12 protein-coding genes are annotated in these 15447 nt (G+C 74.9%); 9 read left to right on the top strand and 3 right to left on the bottom strand.

The annotated features are described in order from the left end of the window. Nucleotides 1-11 precede the first annotated feature (11 nt). Nucleotides 12-713, top strand: a complete 702-nt coding sequence (locus tag HDA31_RS05070; RefSeq protein WP_074474551.1) for a lysophospholipid acyltransferase family protein — start codon at nt 12-14, stop codon at nt 711-713. A gap of 134 nt (nt 714-847) precedes the next feature. Here the strand turns inward: HDA31_RS05070 and HDA31_RS05075 are convergent, their stop codons facing one another. Next, the gene (locus HDA31_RS05075; protein ID WP_178066120.1) at nt 848-2317 is read right to left on the bottom strand and encodes a cryptochrome/photolyase family protein; all 1470 of its coding nucleotides are present in this window, start codon (nt 2315-2317) and stop codon (nt 848-850) included. A 139-nt stretch (nt 2318-2456) separates the two neighbouring features. Next, nucleotides 2457-4790 (bottom strand): hypothetical protein, encoded by a 2334-nt coding sequence (locus HDA31_RS31955; protein WP_246384100.1) that lies wholly within the window; start codon nt 4788-4790, stop codon nt 2457-2459. 234 nt (nt 4791-5024) lie between these two features. On the opposite strand from HDA31_RS31955, the gene HDA31_RS05085 reads away from it, so the two are divergent. The 8 genes from HDA31_RS05085 (at nt 5025) to HDA31_RS05120 (ending at nt 14862) form a co-directional block, all read left to right on the top strand. Beyond that, on the top strand, nt 5025-7016 hold the full coding sequence (locus HDA31_RS05085) for a TIGR03960 family B12-binding radical SAM protein (protein WP_178066119.1): 1992 nt from the start codon (nt 5025-5027) through the stop codon (nt 7014-7016). A 98-nt stretch (nt 7017-7114) separates the two neighbouring features. After that, nucleotides 7115-7828 (top strand): TIGR03936 family radical SAM-associated protein, encoded by a 714-nt coding sequence (locus tag HDA31_RS05090; RefSeq protein WP_178067753.1) that lies wholly within the window; start codon nt 7115-7117, stop codon nt 7826-7828. 138 nt (nt 7829-7966) lie between these two features. Continuing rightward, nucleotides 7967-11275 carry an Rne/Rng family ribonuclease gene (locus tag HDA31_RS05095; protein ID WP_178066118.1) on the top strand — a complete coding sequence of 1103 codons (3309 nt, stop codon included), beginning with the start codon at nt 7967-7969 and terminating at the stop codon, nt 11273-11275. Between the two features lie 126 nt (nt 11276-11401). Further along, on the top strand, nt 11402-11932 hold the full coding sequence (locus HDA31_RS05100) for a hypothetical protein (RefSeq protein WP_074474555.1): 531 nt from the start codon (nt 11402-11404) through the stop codon (nt 11930-11932). A gap of 189 nt (nt 11933-12121) precedes the next feature. Beyond that, on the top strand, nt 12122-12436 hold the full coding sequence (rplU, locus tag HDA31_RS05105) for a 50S ribosomal protein L21 (RefSeq protein ID WP_007072512.1): 315 nt from the start codon (nt 12122-12124) through the stop codon (nt 12434-12436). A gap of 11 nt (nt 12437-12447) precedes the next feature. Further along, nucleotides 12448-12702, top strand: a complete 255-nt coding sequence (rpmA, locus tag HDA31_RS05110) for a 50S ribosomal protein L27 (RefSeq protein WP_043966727.1) — start codon at nt 12448-12450, stop codon at nt 12700-12702. 93 nt (nt 12703-12795) lie between these two features. After that, nucleotides 12796-14283 (top strand): GTPase ObgE, encoded by a 1488-nt coding sequence (obgE, locus tag HDA31_RS05115; protein ID WP_178066117.1) that lies wholly within the window; start codon nt 12796-12798, stop codon nt 14281-14283. Nucleotides 14284-14412: 129 nt separating this feature from the next. Continuing rightward, nucleotides 14413-14862 (top strand): GNAT family N-acetyltransferase, encoded by a 450-nt coding sequence (locus HDA31_RS05120; protein WP_178066116.1) that lies wholly within the window; start codon nt 14413-14415, stop codon nt 14860-14862. A 36-nt stretch (nt 14863-14898) separates the two neighbouring features. Here the strand turns inward: HDA31_RS05120 and HDA31_RS05125 are convergent, their stop codons facing one another. Then, on the bottom strand, nt 14899-15378 hold the full coding sequence (locus HDA31_RS05125) for a DUF4383 domain-containing protein (protein WP_178066115.1): 480 nt from the start codon (nt 15376-15378) through the stop codon (nt 14899-14901). Nucleotides 15379-15447: the final 69 nt, after the last annotated feature.

Here is a 15447-nt window from a genome sequence, read left to right on the forward strand (position 1 = left end):
CCGGAGGACCAGTGCCGCTGCTCTACACCATCGGCAAGCTCACCGTGGCACCCACGCTCCGGTTGGCGTTCCGACCGACCGTGGAGGGTCTCGAGCACATCCCGGCGGCCGGCGGCGCGATCTTCGCCGGCAACCACCTCTCGGTCGCCGACGAGCTGTTCCTCGGCACGGTCGTGCCCCGGCACCTGGCGTTCTGGGCGAAGTCGGAGTACTTCAAGGGCACCGGCGTGAAGGGTGCCTTCTCCAAGTTCGTGCTCACGGGCCTGGGGGCGATCCCCGTCGAGCGGGCCGGCGGCCGGGCCGCGCTGTCCGCGTTCGACGCGGCGATCCCGGCCCTCCAGGGCGGCGACCTGGTCGCCGTCTACCCGGAGGGCACCCGCTCGCCCGACGGCCGGCTCTACCGGGGGCGCACCGGCGCGGCCCGGTTGGCCGTCGCGGCCGGCGTGCCGATCATCCCGGTCGGCATGATCGGCACCGACAAGGCCCAGCCGATCGGCGCCCGGGTGCCCCGGCCGGGCAAGGCGAAGATCATCGTCCGGTTCGGCAAGCCGCTGGACTTCACCGGCCGCCCCGACGACCGGACGTCGCTGCGCGAGATGACCGACGAGCTGATGAGCGAGATCCAGAAGCTCACCGGCCAGGAGTACGTCCCGCGCTACGCCCCGCCGCGCGCCAACGCGCCGGTCGCCGGCGAGCCCCCGGCCGGGGCCTGACCCGCCCGGGCGCGCCCGACTTCTCGGGCCGGGGCGGGTTCACGGGCCGGTTTCGTCTCCACGGGTCGGGTCGTGTGCACGGGTCGATCCGTCAGGACGGGCCGGGTGCCATGGGGTGTCGTCACGACCTGTCGTCACGGCGCGTCGCTGCCGCGTCGGCGTTCCTGCGCCACGAGCCGGTCGACGTCCGCGAGGTGGTCCAACTGCTTCATCGTGCGGGCCATCCGGGCGTTCGCCGGGATCCGGTCCCGGTTGCGGTCCAGGAACGCCCAGTACCCCGCCGTGTACGGGCACGCGTCCGCGCCGAGACGCTTGCGCGGGTCGTACCGGCAGCCGCCGCAGTAGTCGCTCATCCGGTTGACGTACGCGCCGCCGGAGACGTACGGCTTGGTGGTCATCCGGCCCAGGTCGGCGTACTGGCTCATGCCGACCACGTTGGCGGTCATCACCCACTCGTAGCCGTCCACGAAGCGGGTGTGGAACCACTCCACCAACTCGGCCGGCCGCCAGCCGCGTTGCAGGGCGTAGTTGCCGAGCACCATCAGCCGGGGGATGTGGTGCACCCAGCCGTGGTCGCGCACCCCGGCCAGCACGTCCGACAGGCAGTGCGCCTGCACCGCCTCGGCGTCCAGCTCCTGGAACCAGCCGGGCACCGGGCGGCGGGCGGCGAGCGCGTTGCTGCGCCGCCAGCCGGCGTCGAAGTGCCAGTACAGGTGCCAGACGAAGTCCCGCCAGCCCAGGATCTGCCGGACGAAGCCCTCGACGCTGGCCAGCGGCGCGCCCTGGCTCCGGTACGCCCTCTCCGCGCCCCGGACCGCGTCGAGGGGGTCGAGCAGGCCGAGGTTGAACGAGGAGGAGAGCACGCTGTGCGCCAGCCACGGGTCGGTGGAGAGCATCGCGTCCTCGTACGGGCCGAAGGCGGGCAGCCGGTGCCGCAGGAAGTGGCGTAGCCGGGCCTGGGCCTCCTTCGCGGTCGCCGGGAAGCGCCGCGGCCCGTCCCGGCCGACGAACCGGATGCCCTCCCGTTCCCAGCGGTCGAGGTCGGCGCGGACCTCGGCGTCGACGTCGTCCTCCTTCGGCACCGGCGGGGCGGGGACGGCGAGCCTGCCGTCCTTCGGCGGCGGCTCCCGGTTCTCGACGTCGAGGCTCCACCGCCCGCCGACCGGCTCGTCGCCGTCGACCAGCACCCGGTGGTGCTCGCGGGCGAACCGGTAGAACGCCTCCATCCGCAGCGCGCCGCTCCGCCCGCCGGCCCACTCGGCGAAGTCGTCCAGGCTGGTGACGAAGCCGCGCGGCGGCAGCACGGTCACCCCGTCCCGCCGCCGGACGAACTCCAGGGCCCGGCGCGAGGTGGGATGGCAGACCTCGACCGGCTCGCGGACCTTGCGCAGCCCCTCCGCGTACGTCTCGGCGCGCAGGTAGGTGGCCTGCGCGCCGAGTTCGGCGGCGCGGTGACGCAGCGCGGAGAGGATCAGGTGCGCCTTCTGCCGGTGGTAGACGCGGCGGCGGAAGACCGCCTTCGACTCGACCAGCAGGACCGGCTGGCGGCGGTCGTCGAGGAAGTGCGGCCCCAGCTGATCAGCGAAGAGCCAACGCCGCGACATGCCCCGATTGTGGCCCGGGCCGGTCGCCGTCCGGCCCGGAAGCCGGAAAACCCGGGCGCTGCCCAGGGAACCCCCGGCCCTGGACGGTTCCCGCACGAGGCGGACGGCAGCTGTCCAGGAATCCGTGCGCCCGGTCGGGTCACGCCGAGCCGGAGCCCACCTGCTCCGGGGTGATGATCTGCTCGCGCATCTCGTCGAGCAGTCGGGCGCTGTCGTCCACGGAGAGCTGGGAGAAGATCCCGTTGGTGAGGCTGCCGTGGTCGACCGAGGTGCAGACCACCACGTCTGTGCCGTCGAGCGCGCCGACGGCGCAGCGGGCGAACCGCCCCCGCACGCCGGTGTCGACCACCTGGGGATCGCCGAGTTGGTATCGCGGCTTGAGCCGGGCCAACTCGTCGTCCGCGTCGCTCTCGGGGGTCAGCCGGAAGCCGGTGCCGCCGAACACGACGGCGGGCTTGCCGGCCGACGAGACGTACACGCCGGCGAAGGTGTCCTCGGCCAGGAGGTGCGCCTTGCGCGTCTCGGCCTCCAGCTGATTCGCGGTGGTCTTGCTGCGGGCGTCCTCGCGCAGCGACAGGTCGGCGATCTGCGCCGGCAGCGCCGCCTTCGCCGGATACTGCTCCCACATCGGCTTGACCCAGTACGCGGGGCAGCCGCAGCAGCAGGCGATGCTCAGCAGCAGCACCCACGGCCAGCGCCGCCGGCGTCGGCGGGGCGCCTTCGGCGCGGGCGGGGGAGGGGCGGGCCGGTGTTGCTGCGGAGGCGGTGGCGGCGGTGCCACCGGACGGGCCGCGGGCGGCGACACCGGCCGAGCCGGCGGCGACACGGGTCGGGGCGGCGACACCTGCCGGGCTGGCGGCGGCAGCGGCTGGGCCATGGGCGGCGGCGCGGACCGGGCGGCCGGCGGCGGGCTCACGGGCCGGGCCGCCGGCGACACAGGCCGGGCCGGCTGCGGCGGGGTCACCGGGTGGGACGCCGCCGGGGTGCCGCGACCGACGACGGGCGCTGAGCCGGCCGCCGGCCCCGGGTACTGCCGGGTGGGTGGCGTCGCGGGGTACGGCATGGCCGGCGGCAGCTCGGCGGCGTGCAGGTCCCAACTGCCGGTGTCCACGCCGGCCCACGGGTCCACCGGAACCTGGCTCTCCGGGGGCGGCAGCGGCCCGTGCCCGACCGGTGCGGGCGGCGGCGGAGCCGGGGTCGGTGGCGGAGGGGCGGGCGGGGTGAACACGACGGACTCCCCCCAGCTCCGCTTGCGCGGGGCCGGCGGCGGGACCGATGCGGACCCGCGCAAGCGGGGCGCGGGCGGCTCGGCGGCGGCGGGGTCGACGGTCGTCCGGTCCGGACGCGGGTCCAGCTTCGTGGCGTCGGGGCGGGCGGCGGATTCCGGGGCGTCCGGGCCGGTGTCCAGCCTCGTGGCGTCCGGGCGCGGGCCCAGCTTCGCGTCCGGGTGGGCGTCGATCCTCGTCGGGTCCGGGGTGAGGGTCGGCCTGCCGGCCCTGGCGCGGCCCGGGGCGAAGGCCGGCGGGGTCACGCCGGCCCGGCCGAGGGCGGGCCGCGGCGGCGTGGGCTCGACCCTGGTCGGGTCCGGGCCGGACAGCGGCGGGGTGGGGGCGATCCGGGTCGGGTCCGGGCCGGGGCGCACCGGGGTGGCAGTGCCGACCGGTCGAGGTGGCGCGGGAGGTGCCCCGTGGGCGCCGGCCGGATCGACCCGGGTGGGCTCCGGCCCCGGCGACGACCCGGGCTCCGGCGAGGCGTCCGCGACCGGGACGGTCGCCTCGGCGGCCCCGCCGTCGGGGAGCGCGGCGGTCCTGGTCGCGTCGGTTCCGTGGTCGATCGCCCCGTCGGTCACCTCCGTCCGGTCGCCGGTCGCTTCCGGCTCGTCGTCGGTCGCCACCGCCCCGTCGCCGGTCGCTTCCGCCTCGTCGCCGGTCGCCCCGTCGGTCGCCGAACCGCCGGCCCTCACCCCACCGTCGGCCCTCGTCGTACCGCCGGTCGGCGGCTCTCCGTCGGCGCCTGTCGCGCCGTTCGTCCTCGGCTCACCGTCGGTCGGCGTCTCCGGGTCGGTCGGCGCGTGCCCGATGGCCGCCGTCTCGACCGGGGCCGTCGTGTCGTCGGTCGCCGTGGAGCCGGTCGCCGTCGTGTCGGTCGCCGTCGTGTCGTCGGTCGCCGTCGTGTCGGTGGCCGGCTCGGCGGAGGGGGCCTGCACGGCATCGACCGGCTCGACCCGCTGGGTGTCGACCTGCTCGGTGTCGGTCTGCCCGGCCTGCGTGGGGTCGGCCTGCGTGGGGTCGGCCTGCCCGCTGTCGGTCGGCTCGCTGTCGGTCGGCTCGGCGGAGCCGCGCGGGGCCGGTGCGACCGGCGATGGTACGGGGGAGGGGGCCGCCTCTCCGACGACCGCCGGATCCTGGTCCCGGTCGACGGCCGGGGTGCCCCCGTCGGCCGGCCGATCTGCTCCCGGCTGCGGGTGCGGCATCGCGGCAATCTCCTCTCGCGCCGGTCCGAGGTTAGTACCGGCGTGCCACCGGCGGCGATCCGCCCACGTCCGGGACGATCACGACCGGGCCCGTGGCACGCTCCCGGACGCCGCGGGCCGGGGGATCCCGCCGCGGTGACCGGGCCGTGCCTCGGCGACGGACGTTCTTCCGGGTGGGGCAGGCGGGTGGGCGCGCCGCGGCGGGCGGCGGGCGGCCGCGTACCCTTGGGCATCATGAGCGTTCCGTCCACCACGCCGAGTCCCGCCGTGGAGCCGTCGATCTGGCCCCGCCTGGAGCCGCTGCTGCCCCAGGTGACCAAGCCCATCCAGTACGTCGGTGGCGAGCTGGGCGCGGTGGTCAAGGACTGGGACGCGGCGACCGTGCGCTGGGCGCTGATGTATCCCGACGCGTACGAGGTGGGCCTGCCCAACCAGGGCGTGCAGATCCTCTACGAGGTGCTCAACGAGCTGCCCGACGTGCTGGCCGAGCGGACGTACGCGGTCTGGCCCGACCTGGAGCGGCTGATGCGCGCCCACGGCGTGCCGCAGTTCACCGTCGACGCCCACCGCTCGGTGCGCGGGTTCGACGTGTTCGGCGTCTCGTTCTCCACCGAGCTGGGCTACACCAACCTGCTCACCGCGATCGACCTGGCGGGCATTCCGCTGCTGGCGGCCGACCGCAGCGACGCCGACCCGGTGATCGTGGCCGGTGGGCACGCCGCGTTCAACCCGGAGCCGATCGCCGACTTCGTCGACGCCGCCGTGCTCGGCGACGGCGAGGAGGCGGTCCTGGAGATCACCGCGATCGTCCGGGAGTGGAAGGCGGAGGGCTCCCCGGGCGGCCGCGACGAGCTGCTGCTGCGGCTGGCCCGCACGGAGAGCGTCTACGTGCCGCGTTTCTACGACGTGGACTACCTGCCCGACGGCCGGATCCAGCGGGTCGTGCCAAACCGGGCGGACGTGCCGTTCCGGGTGCACAAGCGCACGACGATGGACCTGGACGCCTGGCCGTACCCGAAGAAGCCCCTCGTCCCACTGGCCGAGACGGTCCACGAGCGGTACGCGGTGGAGATCTTCCGGGGGTGCACCCGGGGCTGCCGGTTCTGCCAGGCCGGCATGATCACCCGGCCGGTGCGGGAGCGGTCCATCACGACGGTGGGGCAGATGGTGCAGCAGGGGCTGGAGTTCTCCGGCTTCCACGAGGTGGGCCTGCTGTCGCTGTCGTCGGCCGACCACTCGGAGATCGGCGACATGTGCTCGGGCCTGGCCGAGCAGTACGCCGGCACCAACGTGTCGCTGTCGCTGCCGTCGACGCGGGTCGACGCGTTCAACATCGACCTGGCGCAGGAGCTGTCGCGCAACGGCCGGCGCACCGGGCTGACCTTCGCCCCCGAGGGCGGGTCGGAGCGGATCCGCAAGGTCATCAACAAGATGGTGTCGAAGGAAGACCTGATCCGCACGGTCGTCACCGCGTACACCAACGGCTGGCGGCAGGTGAAGCTCTACTTCATGTGCGGCCTGCCCACCGAGACCGACGCCGACGTCCTGGAGATCGCGGACATGGCGCACGAGGTGATCCGGGCGGGCCGGTCCGCCACCGGCAGCAAGGACATCCGCTGCACCGTCTCGATCGGCGGGTTCGTGCCGAAGCCGCACACCCCGTTCCAGTGGGCGGCGATGGAGCGGCCGGAGGTCATCGACGGCCGGCTGCGGCTGCTCAAGCAGGCGATCAACGCCGACCGTTCGCTCGGCCGGGCGATCGGCTTCCGCTACCACGACGGCGAGCCGTCGCTGATCGAGGGCCTGCTCAGCCGGGGCGACCGCCGGGTCGGCGCGGTCATCCGGCGGGTGTGGGAGAACGGTGGCCGGTTCGACGGCTGGAGCGAGCACTTCTCGTACCAGCGGTGGGTGGACGCCGCAGCCGAGGTGCTGCCGGCCTTCGGCGTCGACCTCGACTGGTACACCACCCGCCAGCGCGACGAGCTGGAGGTCCTGCCCTGGGACCACCTGGACTCGGGTCTGGACAAGGACTGGCTCTGGCAGGACTGGCAGGACGCCCTGTCCGAGTACGAGCAGGACGACTGCCGGTGGACCCCGTGTTTCGACTGCGGAGTCTGCCCGTCGATGGACACCGAGATCCAGATCGGCCCCACGGGCAGGAAGCTGCTCCCACTGACCCCGATCAACGGTGCCGGGCTGCGGATTCCCGCCCCCACCCCGCAGTGATCCCCCGCGCGGGATGACCAACCGATCCGAGGAGCACGACGATCAGTAGGAAACCACAGCCGGAGGGCGGTCAGGCGCCGGTCGTCCAGCGCGTCCGCATCCGGTACGCCAAGCGTGGGCCGTTGCGGTTCACCTCGCACCGCGACTTCGCCCGCGCGTTCGAGCGGGCGCTGCGGCGGGCCGGGGTGCCGATCGCCTTCTCCCAGGGCTTCACCCCGCACCCCAAGATCTCGTACGCCAGCGCGGCCCCGACCGGGGTGGCCAGCGAGGCGGAGTACCTGGAGATCGGGCTGCGGGAGCCGGTCGACCCGGGGCAACTCCGGGCGGCGCTGGACGCCGCGCTCTCGCCCGGGCTCGACGTCCTCGACGCGGTCGTCGCCGCCGGGGGCAGCCTGGCCGACCGGATCGAGGCGTCGCACTGGCGGATCGAGCTGCCGGAGGTGGAGCCGGCCGTGCTGGAGCGCGCCGTGGCCGCCTTCACGGCGGCGGGGGAGGTTCAGGTCGAGCGGATGACGAAGCAGGGGCGGCGCACCTTCGACGCCCGCGCGGCAGTCATGAAGATCGATGTGATCCGGTCCGTCGAGACGCCTTCCGGGGCACCGGGCGTGTCGTGTGCGATACTCGAACTGGTCGTCCGGCAGGTCACCCCGTCCGTACGACCCGATGACGTCCTTTCCGGCCTGCGCGCGGTGGCCGACCTGGAGCCGCCGGTCTCCCCGAGGGTGATCCGGCTGGCGCAGGGCACGCTGACCGCACAGGGCGAGATCGTCGATCCGTTGGACGCGGATCGCGACGGGGCAGCCATCGTGTGAGCGTTGACCGACGGTCAGCGTTCTGGCAGGCAGACTTCGGCGGTCGTGCAGCTCGCGCGCCCGGCGGAAACACTTTTGCGGCGACCCTGCGTGGCAGCGCTTACCCGCGCCCGGGGCAGCCAGAACTGGAGAACGTCCATGCTCGAGAACGAGCCCGAGGGCGGCGAACGGACCGGTTCCCAGCCGGCCGGCGAGACCGCTGACCGCACCACCGACACCGGCCGCGCCAGCGGTGACACCGTCACCGGCACGGCGGATCTCACCGCGGGCGGCCCCACCGCCGAGGGCGCGGCTCCGGCCGGCGGCCCCACCGCCGCGCAGGGCGAGGCCGCCGGGGCCGCCGCCGCCGAGGCGCCGGCCCCGCCGCCCCGCAAGCGGGCCACCCGTCGGCGGGCCACCCCGCTCAACCAGCCGGAGCAGACCGAGGCTCCGGTGGAGGCGTCCACCTCCGCCGGCTCGGCCAGCGGCGAGGCCCCCCAGGCCGAGGTCCTCGCCCCGGTCGCCGGTGAGCTGGAGGAGATGCCGAAGACGCCGCGTCGACGCCGGAAGGCGACCACCGCGAAGGCGGCGGAGGAGCCGATCGTCGTCGCCGCCGCCGAGGAGGCCGGCGCGGAGGTCGTACCCCCGGTCAAGGTGACCAGGACCCGCCGCCGCAAGGCCACCGCGCCCCCGGTGGAGGCCCCGGCGGCCGAGCCGGTCGCGGGCGAGGCCGCCGTGGCGGGCGAGGGGCCCGCCGAGCAGCCGACGCCGGCGGTGGCCGAGCCGGCGGTGGCCCAGCCCCCGGTCGCTGCCGCCGCCGAGCCCGACGCCGGCGCTGCCGGTGGTGCGCCGGACCAGCCGCCGGCCGGCGCGACCGACGCCGACCAGTCGGCCGCCTCCGGTAAGCCCGCCTCCGGCCGGGCCACCGCCGGGCGCGGCCGCCGCCGGTCCAGTGGCGCCGAGAACCGTTCCGGAGAGGTGCCGCCCGGGGTGGCCGTCCCCGGCGTGGCCGAGCCGCCGTCCGGGGTCGCGGAGCCCGCCGAGGCCGTCGAGCCCGCCGCGGTGGTCGCGCCGGCCGAGGTCGCCAGGGCCGCCGAGCCCGTGGCGGCCGACGAGCCCGCCGAGCCGAGGACCCGCCGGCGGCGGGCCGCCCTCTCCGCGCCGACCGTCCTGTTCATGGCCCCGCAGCCGGACGAGCTGCCGGTGGCCCGCGTCGTGGTGCCGGCCCCGGTGGAGCCGGAGGCGGTCGAGGAGCAGCCCGAGCCGTCCCGCCGGCGTCGCCGCGCCCGGCGCGAGGCCGAGCCGGTCGAGCAGGCCGAGGTGCCGGAGGTCGAGGAGGAGCCGGCCGCCGAGGCGGAGGAGGCCGAGGCCGCCGACGACGAGGAGGACGAGGAGACCGCCGCCCGTCGGCGTCGCCGCCGGGGCCGCCGGGGCCGGGGCCGGGGCAAGGGCGGCGCGGACGAGGCCGACGACGAGGACGCCGAGGAGGCCGCCCAGGCCGAGGAGCCCGAGGCCGAGGGCGACGAGGACGAGGGCGAGGGCGAGACCGACGAGGGCGGCGACGGGCTGACCCGTCGCCGGCGGCGACGTCGCCGCCGCGGCGCGGGGGACACCGACGGGGGTGCCGACGACGGCGTGCCGACGGTCGTCAAGATCCGTGAGCCGCGCAAGGCCGTCGACGAGGTGCAGGGCGTCTCCGGCTCGACCCGGCTGGAGGCCAAGCGGCAGCGCCGCCGGGACGGCCGGGAGCAGCGCCGGACCCGCCCGCCGATCCTGAGCGAGTCCGAGTTCCTGGCCCGCCGGGAGGCGGTCGACCGGGTGATGGCGGTCCGCCAGCGCGGTGACCGCACCCAGATCGCCGTCCTGGAGGACGGCGTGCTGGTCGAGCACTACGTCACCCGCAACTCCTCCGGCACGATGGCCGGCAACGTCTACCTCGGCAAGGTGCAGAACGTCCTGCCGAGCATGGAGGCGGCCTTCGTCGACATCGGGCGCGGCCGCAACGCCGTCCTGTACGCGGGCGAGGTCAACTGGGACACCACCGGCCTGGAGGGGCGGGCCCGGTCCATCGAGCAGGCCCTGCGCTCCGGCGACTCGGTGCTGGTGCAGGTCACCAAGGACCCGATCGGGCACAAGGGGGCCCGGCTGACCAGCCACATCGCGCTCTCCGGCCGGCACCTGGTCTACGTGCCGAACGGCAACGCCTCCGGCATCAGCCGCAAGCTGCCCGACACCGAGCGCAAGCGGCTGCGCGACGCGCTCAAGAAGCTGGTCCCGGACGGCGCGGGCGTGATCGTCCGCACTGCCGCCGAGGGGGCGAGCGAGGACGAGCTGGCCCGCGACGTCAAGCGCCTCCAGGCCCAGTGGGAGGACATCCAGGCCAAGGCCGCCTCCGGCGGCGCGCCGGTGCTGCTCTACGAGGAGCCGGACCTGGTCATCCGGGTCGTGCGGGACCTGTTCAACGAGGACTTCCGCGAGCTGGTGATCGAGGGCGACGAGTCGTACGGGATGGTCGAGTCGTACCTCTCGCACGTCTCCCCGGACCTGGTCGACCGGGTGCGCCGGCACGCGGGCGCGGCCGACGTGTTCGCCACCTACCGGATCGACGAGCAGATCCTCAAGGGCCTGGACCGGAAGGTCTTCCTGCCCTCCGGCGGCTCGCTGGTGATCGACCGCACCGAGGCGATGACCGTCATCGACGTCAACACCGGCAAGTACACCGGCTCCGGCGGGAACCTGGAGGAGACGGTCACCCGGAACAACCTGGAGGCGGCCGAGGAGATCGTCCGCCAGCTCCGGTTGCGCGACATCGGCGGCATCGTGGTGATCGACTTCATCGACATGGTGCTGGAGTCGAACCGTGAGCTGGTGCTGCGCCGGCTCACGGAGTGCCTCGGCCGGGACCGCACGAAGCACCAGGTCACCGAGATCACCTCGCTCGGCCTGGTGCAGATGACCCGCAAGCGCATCGGCGCGGGGCTGCTGGAGGCGTTCAGCGAGCCCTGCGAGTGCTGCAAGGGCCGGGGCCTGATCATGCACACCGAGCCGGTGCCGGAGAAGCCGCGTTCGGGCGGTGGCGCGGGGGAGAAGGTCAAGGCGGTCGCCTCGGCGGCCCCCGCTCCCGCCGCCGCCCCGGCTCCGGCCGAGCCGGTCGGCGGGGCGTCGTCGCGACGCCGGGCGCGCAAGAGCGCTGCCCCGGAGCGCACGGTCGTCGAGGTGGTCGAGGCCCCTGCCGACACCGACACCGACTACCACGACACGATGGGCTACGACCTGTCCCGGTACGAGGCGGACACCGCCGCCGCGCCGGCCGTGGCGGACAGCCAGCAGGGCGAGTCCGCCCGGCTGGCGGGCGCCGACGACCCGGACGCGCTCGGCGACGACGAGGGCGACGGCGACGGCGGCGACACGGGCGGGGGCCGGCGGCGGTCCCGCCGGGGCGGCGCCCGGCGGCGTACCCGCCCCTGACCGGCTGACCGGCTGACCGGCCGCGCGTTTCGCAGGACCCCTGCCCGGGTGACAGCACCGGGGCGGGGGTCCTGTCGCGTGCCCGACCCCGGTTAGGATCGGCCACCCCCGGTCAGGAGAAGAAGAATGCGTCGTCTGCTCGCCCTCACCGTCGCCGCGGTCGTCCTGTCGGCCACGGCGGCCTGTTCCGCCGGGCGTTCCGGCTCCGACCCCGCCGACGGGCCGGGCGGCTCCTCCCCGGCCCCGGCCGGCGGGGCCACCCCGGGCGGTGGGGGCGCGGCGCCCGGCGCGCCGGGCGGGCCGCCCGCCGCGAGCGGCGCGGCCGGGGGGAACGCCCCGGAGGTCTGCGCCGCCGCCCAGCAGGCCAGCGGCACGGCGGTCCGCACGTACGTGGCGGAGCTGGGCCGGATGATCGGGGCGGTCGGCGCGAGCGACAGCGCCACGGCGGAGGCCGCCCGCAAGCGGGCGGAGGCGGCGCTGACCGGCTGGCGCACGGCGCTGCGGGAGCAGTCGACCCGGGCGACCGACCCGCAGCTGCGGACGCTCCTGGCCGATCTCGCCACCGAGGTGGGGATGCTCGGCACCGACGTGGACGCGATCGACGAGGAGGAGCTGGACGAGCTCCAGCAGCGCCTCGACCAGCTCTGCGCCCGCTGACCGGCCCGGTGCGGGTGGGCGGGGTGGCGCACCCCGGTTTGGGTGTCGCCCCGCCGATGGCGTACGCTATCTTGCGGCGCACTTTGGTGTGCCGAGTTCCCGCGTGCCCGCGCCGCCGCGCTTCTGCTACCCGGCGAGCCGCCGAGGGAACGACCGCCAGCAGCCTCAACGACAGGGAGTCCGCCTCCGATGTACGCGATCGTCAAGACCGGCGGCAAGCAGTACAAGGTCGCCGAGGGCGACGTGATCGAGGTCGAGAAGCTCGCCGGTGCCCCCGGCGACGCGGTGAAGCTCACCGCGGTGCTCCTCGTCGACGGTGACGACCTGGTGACCGACGCGGCGAAGCTTGCCGAGGTCGCGGTGTCCGGCGAGATCGCCGCGCACACCAAGGGCCCGAAGATCAAGATCCACAAGTTCAAGAACAAGACCGGCTACCACAAGCGCCAGGGTCACCGCCAGCCGCTGACCCAGGTCAAGGTGACCGGCATCTCCAGCGGGAAGTAGGTCGTCCTCAGATGGCTCACAAAAAGGGTGCGTCCAGCTCGCGTAACGGCCGTGACTCCGCGGCCCAGCGGCTCGGCGTGAAGCGCTTCGGTGGTCAGGTCGTCAGCGCGGGTGAGATCCTCATCCGGCAGCGTGGCACCAAGTTCCACCCCGGTGACCTGGTCGGCCGTGGCGGCGACGACACGCTCTTCGCGCTGGCCGCCGGCTCGGTCCTGTTCGGCACCAAGCGCGGTCGCAAGACCGTCAGCATCGTGCCGCAGCAGTAGTTTCGACGCGTCGCGGGCCGCGGACCGGTTGGTCCCGGCCCGCTTCGCATTTCTCGCACGTGCGGGGTGTCTCCCGCTGGAAGGATTGACGACGTGACGATGTTCGTGGACCGGGTCGTCCTGCACCTGCAGGCCGGTGACGGCGGGCACGGCTGTGTCTCGATCCACCGGGAGAAGTTCAAGCCGTTCGGCGGCCCCGACGGCGGCAACGGCGGGCACGGCGGCAGCGTGACGCTGGTCGTCGACCCGCAGGTGCACACCCTGCTCGACTTCCACTTCCACCCGCACGTCAAGGGCGAGAACGGCAAGGGCGGCGCGGGCTCGAACCGGGACGGCGCGAACGGGCGCGGCCTGGTGCTGAAGGTGCCCAACGGCACCGTCGTGCAGACCCCCGGCGGTGAGGTGCTGGCCGACATGGTCGGCGCCGGCACCACGTTCGAGGTGGCCCGGGGCGGCCGGGGCGGCCGGGGCAACGCCTCGCTGGCCAACGCGCGGCGCAAGGCGCCCGGCTTCGCCGAGCTCGGCGAGCCCGGCGAGCAGCTCGACGTGGTGCTGGAGCTCAAGAGCGTCGCCGACGTGGGCCTGGTCGGCTTCCCGTCGGCCGGCAAGTCGTCGCTGATCTCGGTCATCTCCGCGGCCAAGCCGAAGATCGCCGACTACCCCTTCACCACCCTCGTGCCGAACCTGGGCGTGGTCCGGGTCGACAACCACACCTTCACCGTGGCCGACGTGCCCGGCCTCATTCCCGGCGCGGCCACCGGCAAGGGCCTCGGGCTGGAGTTCCTCCGGCACGTCGAGCGCTGCGCGGTGCTGGTGCACGTGATCGACACGGCGACGCTGGAGCCGGGCCGGGATCCGCTGGCCGACATCGACGCCATCGAGTCGGAGCTGAGCCAGTACGGCGGGCTGGCCGACCGGCCCCGCCTCGTCGCCCTCAACAAGATCGACGTGCCGGACGGCCGGGACCTCGCCGAGATCGTCCGCGCCGACCTGGAGGCCCGTGGCCTGCGGGTGTTCGAGGTCTCCGCGGCGACCCGCGAGGGCCTCAAGGAGCTGATGTTCGCCATGGCGGAGCTGGTCGAGAAGGCCCGCGCCGCCGCCCCGCCGGCCGAGCCGACCCGCATCGTCATCCGCCCGAGGGCGGTCGACGACACCGGCTTCACCATCGAGGCCGAGCCGGACGGCTCGTTCACCGTGCGGGGCGACCGGCCGGAGCGCTGGGTGCGGCAGACCAACTTCGACAACGACGAGGCGGTGGGCTACCTGGCCGACCGGCTGGCCCGCCTCGGCGTCGAGGACAAGCTGGCCAAGGCCGGGGCCAACCCGGGCGACCTGGTGCGGATCGGTGAGCGCGAGTTCGACTGGCAGCCCACCCTCTACGCGGGCGTCGACTTCGTCCCCGGCAACCGGGGCACCGACGTGCGGCTGGAGGAGAAGTCGAGCCGCCCCTCGGCCGCCGAGCGGCTCGCCGCGCGCAAGGCCCGCCGGGTGCGGTCCGCCGACGAGCTGGGGGCCGACGTCAGCGACGACGAGCCGACCGCCGGCGCGGACCTCGACGACGACCTCGACGACGAGGAGTAGGCCGGCGGGGGCGGGCAGGCCGGCGACGGGGACCGGCCCGCCCGCGCGACCACGACCGCTCGCGGGGCCTCCGCCGGCGGGTCGCCCGCCGGAAACCTGCCGGAAATCCGCCGCGCCTAGCTTGACGGAATGCTGATCGAATCGCGGCCCACGACCGACCCGGAGATCGCCACCCTGGTCGTGGCGCAGCAGCGTGAGCTGCGCGAGGCCGACGGCGGGCTGGACGGGCAGGCGACCCTCACCCACGACGACATCCGCTACCTCGCCGTCGTCGACGCCGGCCGGGTCGTCGCGTGCGGCGGCATCCAGGAGCTGGACCCCCACACCGGCGAGCTGAAGCGGATGTACGTCCGGCCCGCCCACCGGGGGCGGGGGATCGCCCGCCAGCTGCTGGCCGCCCTGGAGGACCTGGCCTTCCAGCAGGGGTACGCCGAGCTGTGGCTGGAGACCGGCAGCTACCTGCCGGCGGCCATCGGCCTCTACACCTCCTGCGGGTACGCCCCCATCCCCGGGTACGGCGAGTACGTCGACAACCCGTACAGCCGCTGCTTCGCCAAGCGCCTCCCGGTGGCCGCCTGAGCGGTCAGGGGCGCGCCGGCCGGTCGGGTGGCCCGGTCAGGGGCGGTCGATCGGGTCGTCCAGCCGACCGCCCGTGCCCACCCCGTTCGACAGCAGCAGGCCCAGCGCGAGCATGCCGAGGCCGAGCAGCAGGTGCAGGAAGTCGTCCGCGCCGTTGAGCGGGATGAAGTTGGCCGCGCCCTGCTCGTTTTCGGCGAACTTGACGAACAGCCCGTAGAGGCAGAGGCCGAGGTAGAGCGCGCCGCCCCCGGCCAGGAAGAGCCGCGCCCCCGCGACGCTGCGGGCCAGGGCCAGCCCGGCCAGCCCGAAGAGCAGGTGCAGGGCGTTGTGCAGGACCGAGACCTGGAACAGCCCCAGCAGCTTGGCGCCCGAGTGGTGCCCGGCGAAGGTCAGGTCGTCGTATCCGGTGGTGACGCCGGGGACGAAGCCGAGGACCCCGAGCAGGAGGAAGAGCGCGGCCACCGCGACGGCGGCCACCTGCACCCGGGCCCGTGGGCGGTGCCGGTCATGCGCCATCGGCGTCACCTCCGTGGATCAGCAGCCCTCGACGATCCTCCATTTTGGGTGCGCGCCGACACGTTCCGC

The organism is Micromonospora carbonacea (assembly GCF_014205165.1).
Taxonomy (GTDB): Bacteria; Actinomycetota; Actinomycetes; order Mycobacteriales; family Micromonosporaceae; genus Micromonospora; species Micromonospora carbonacea.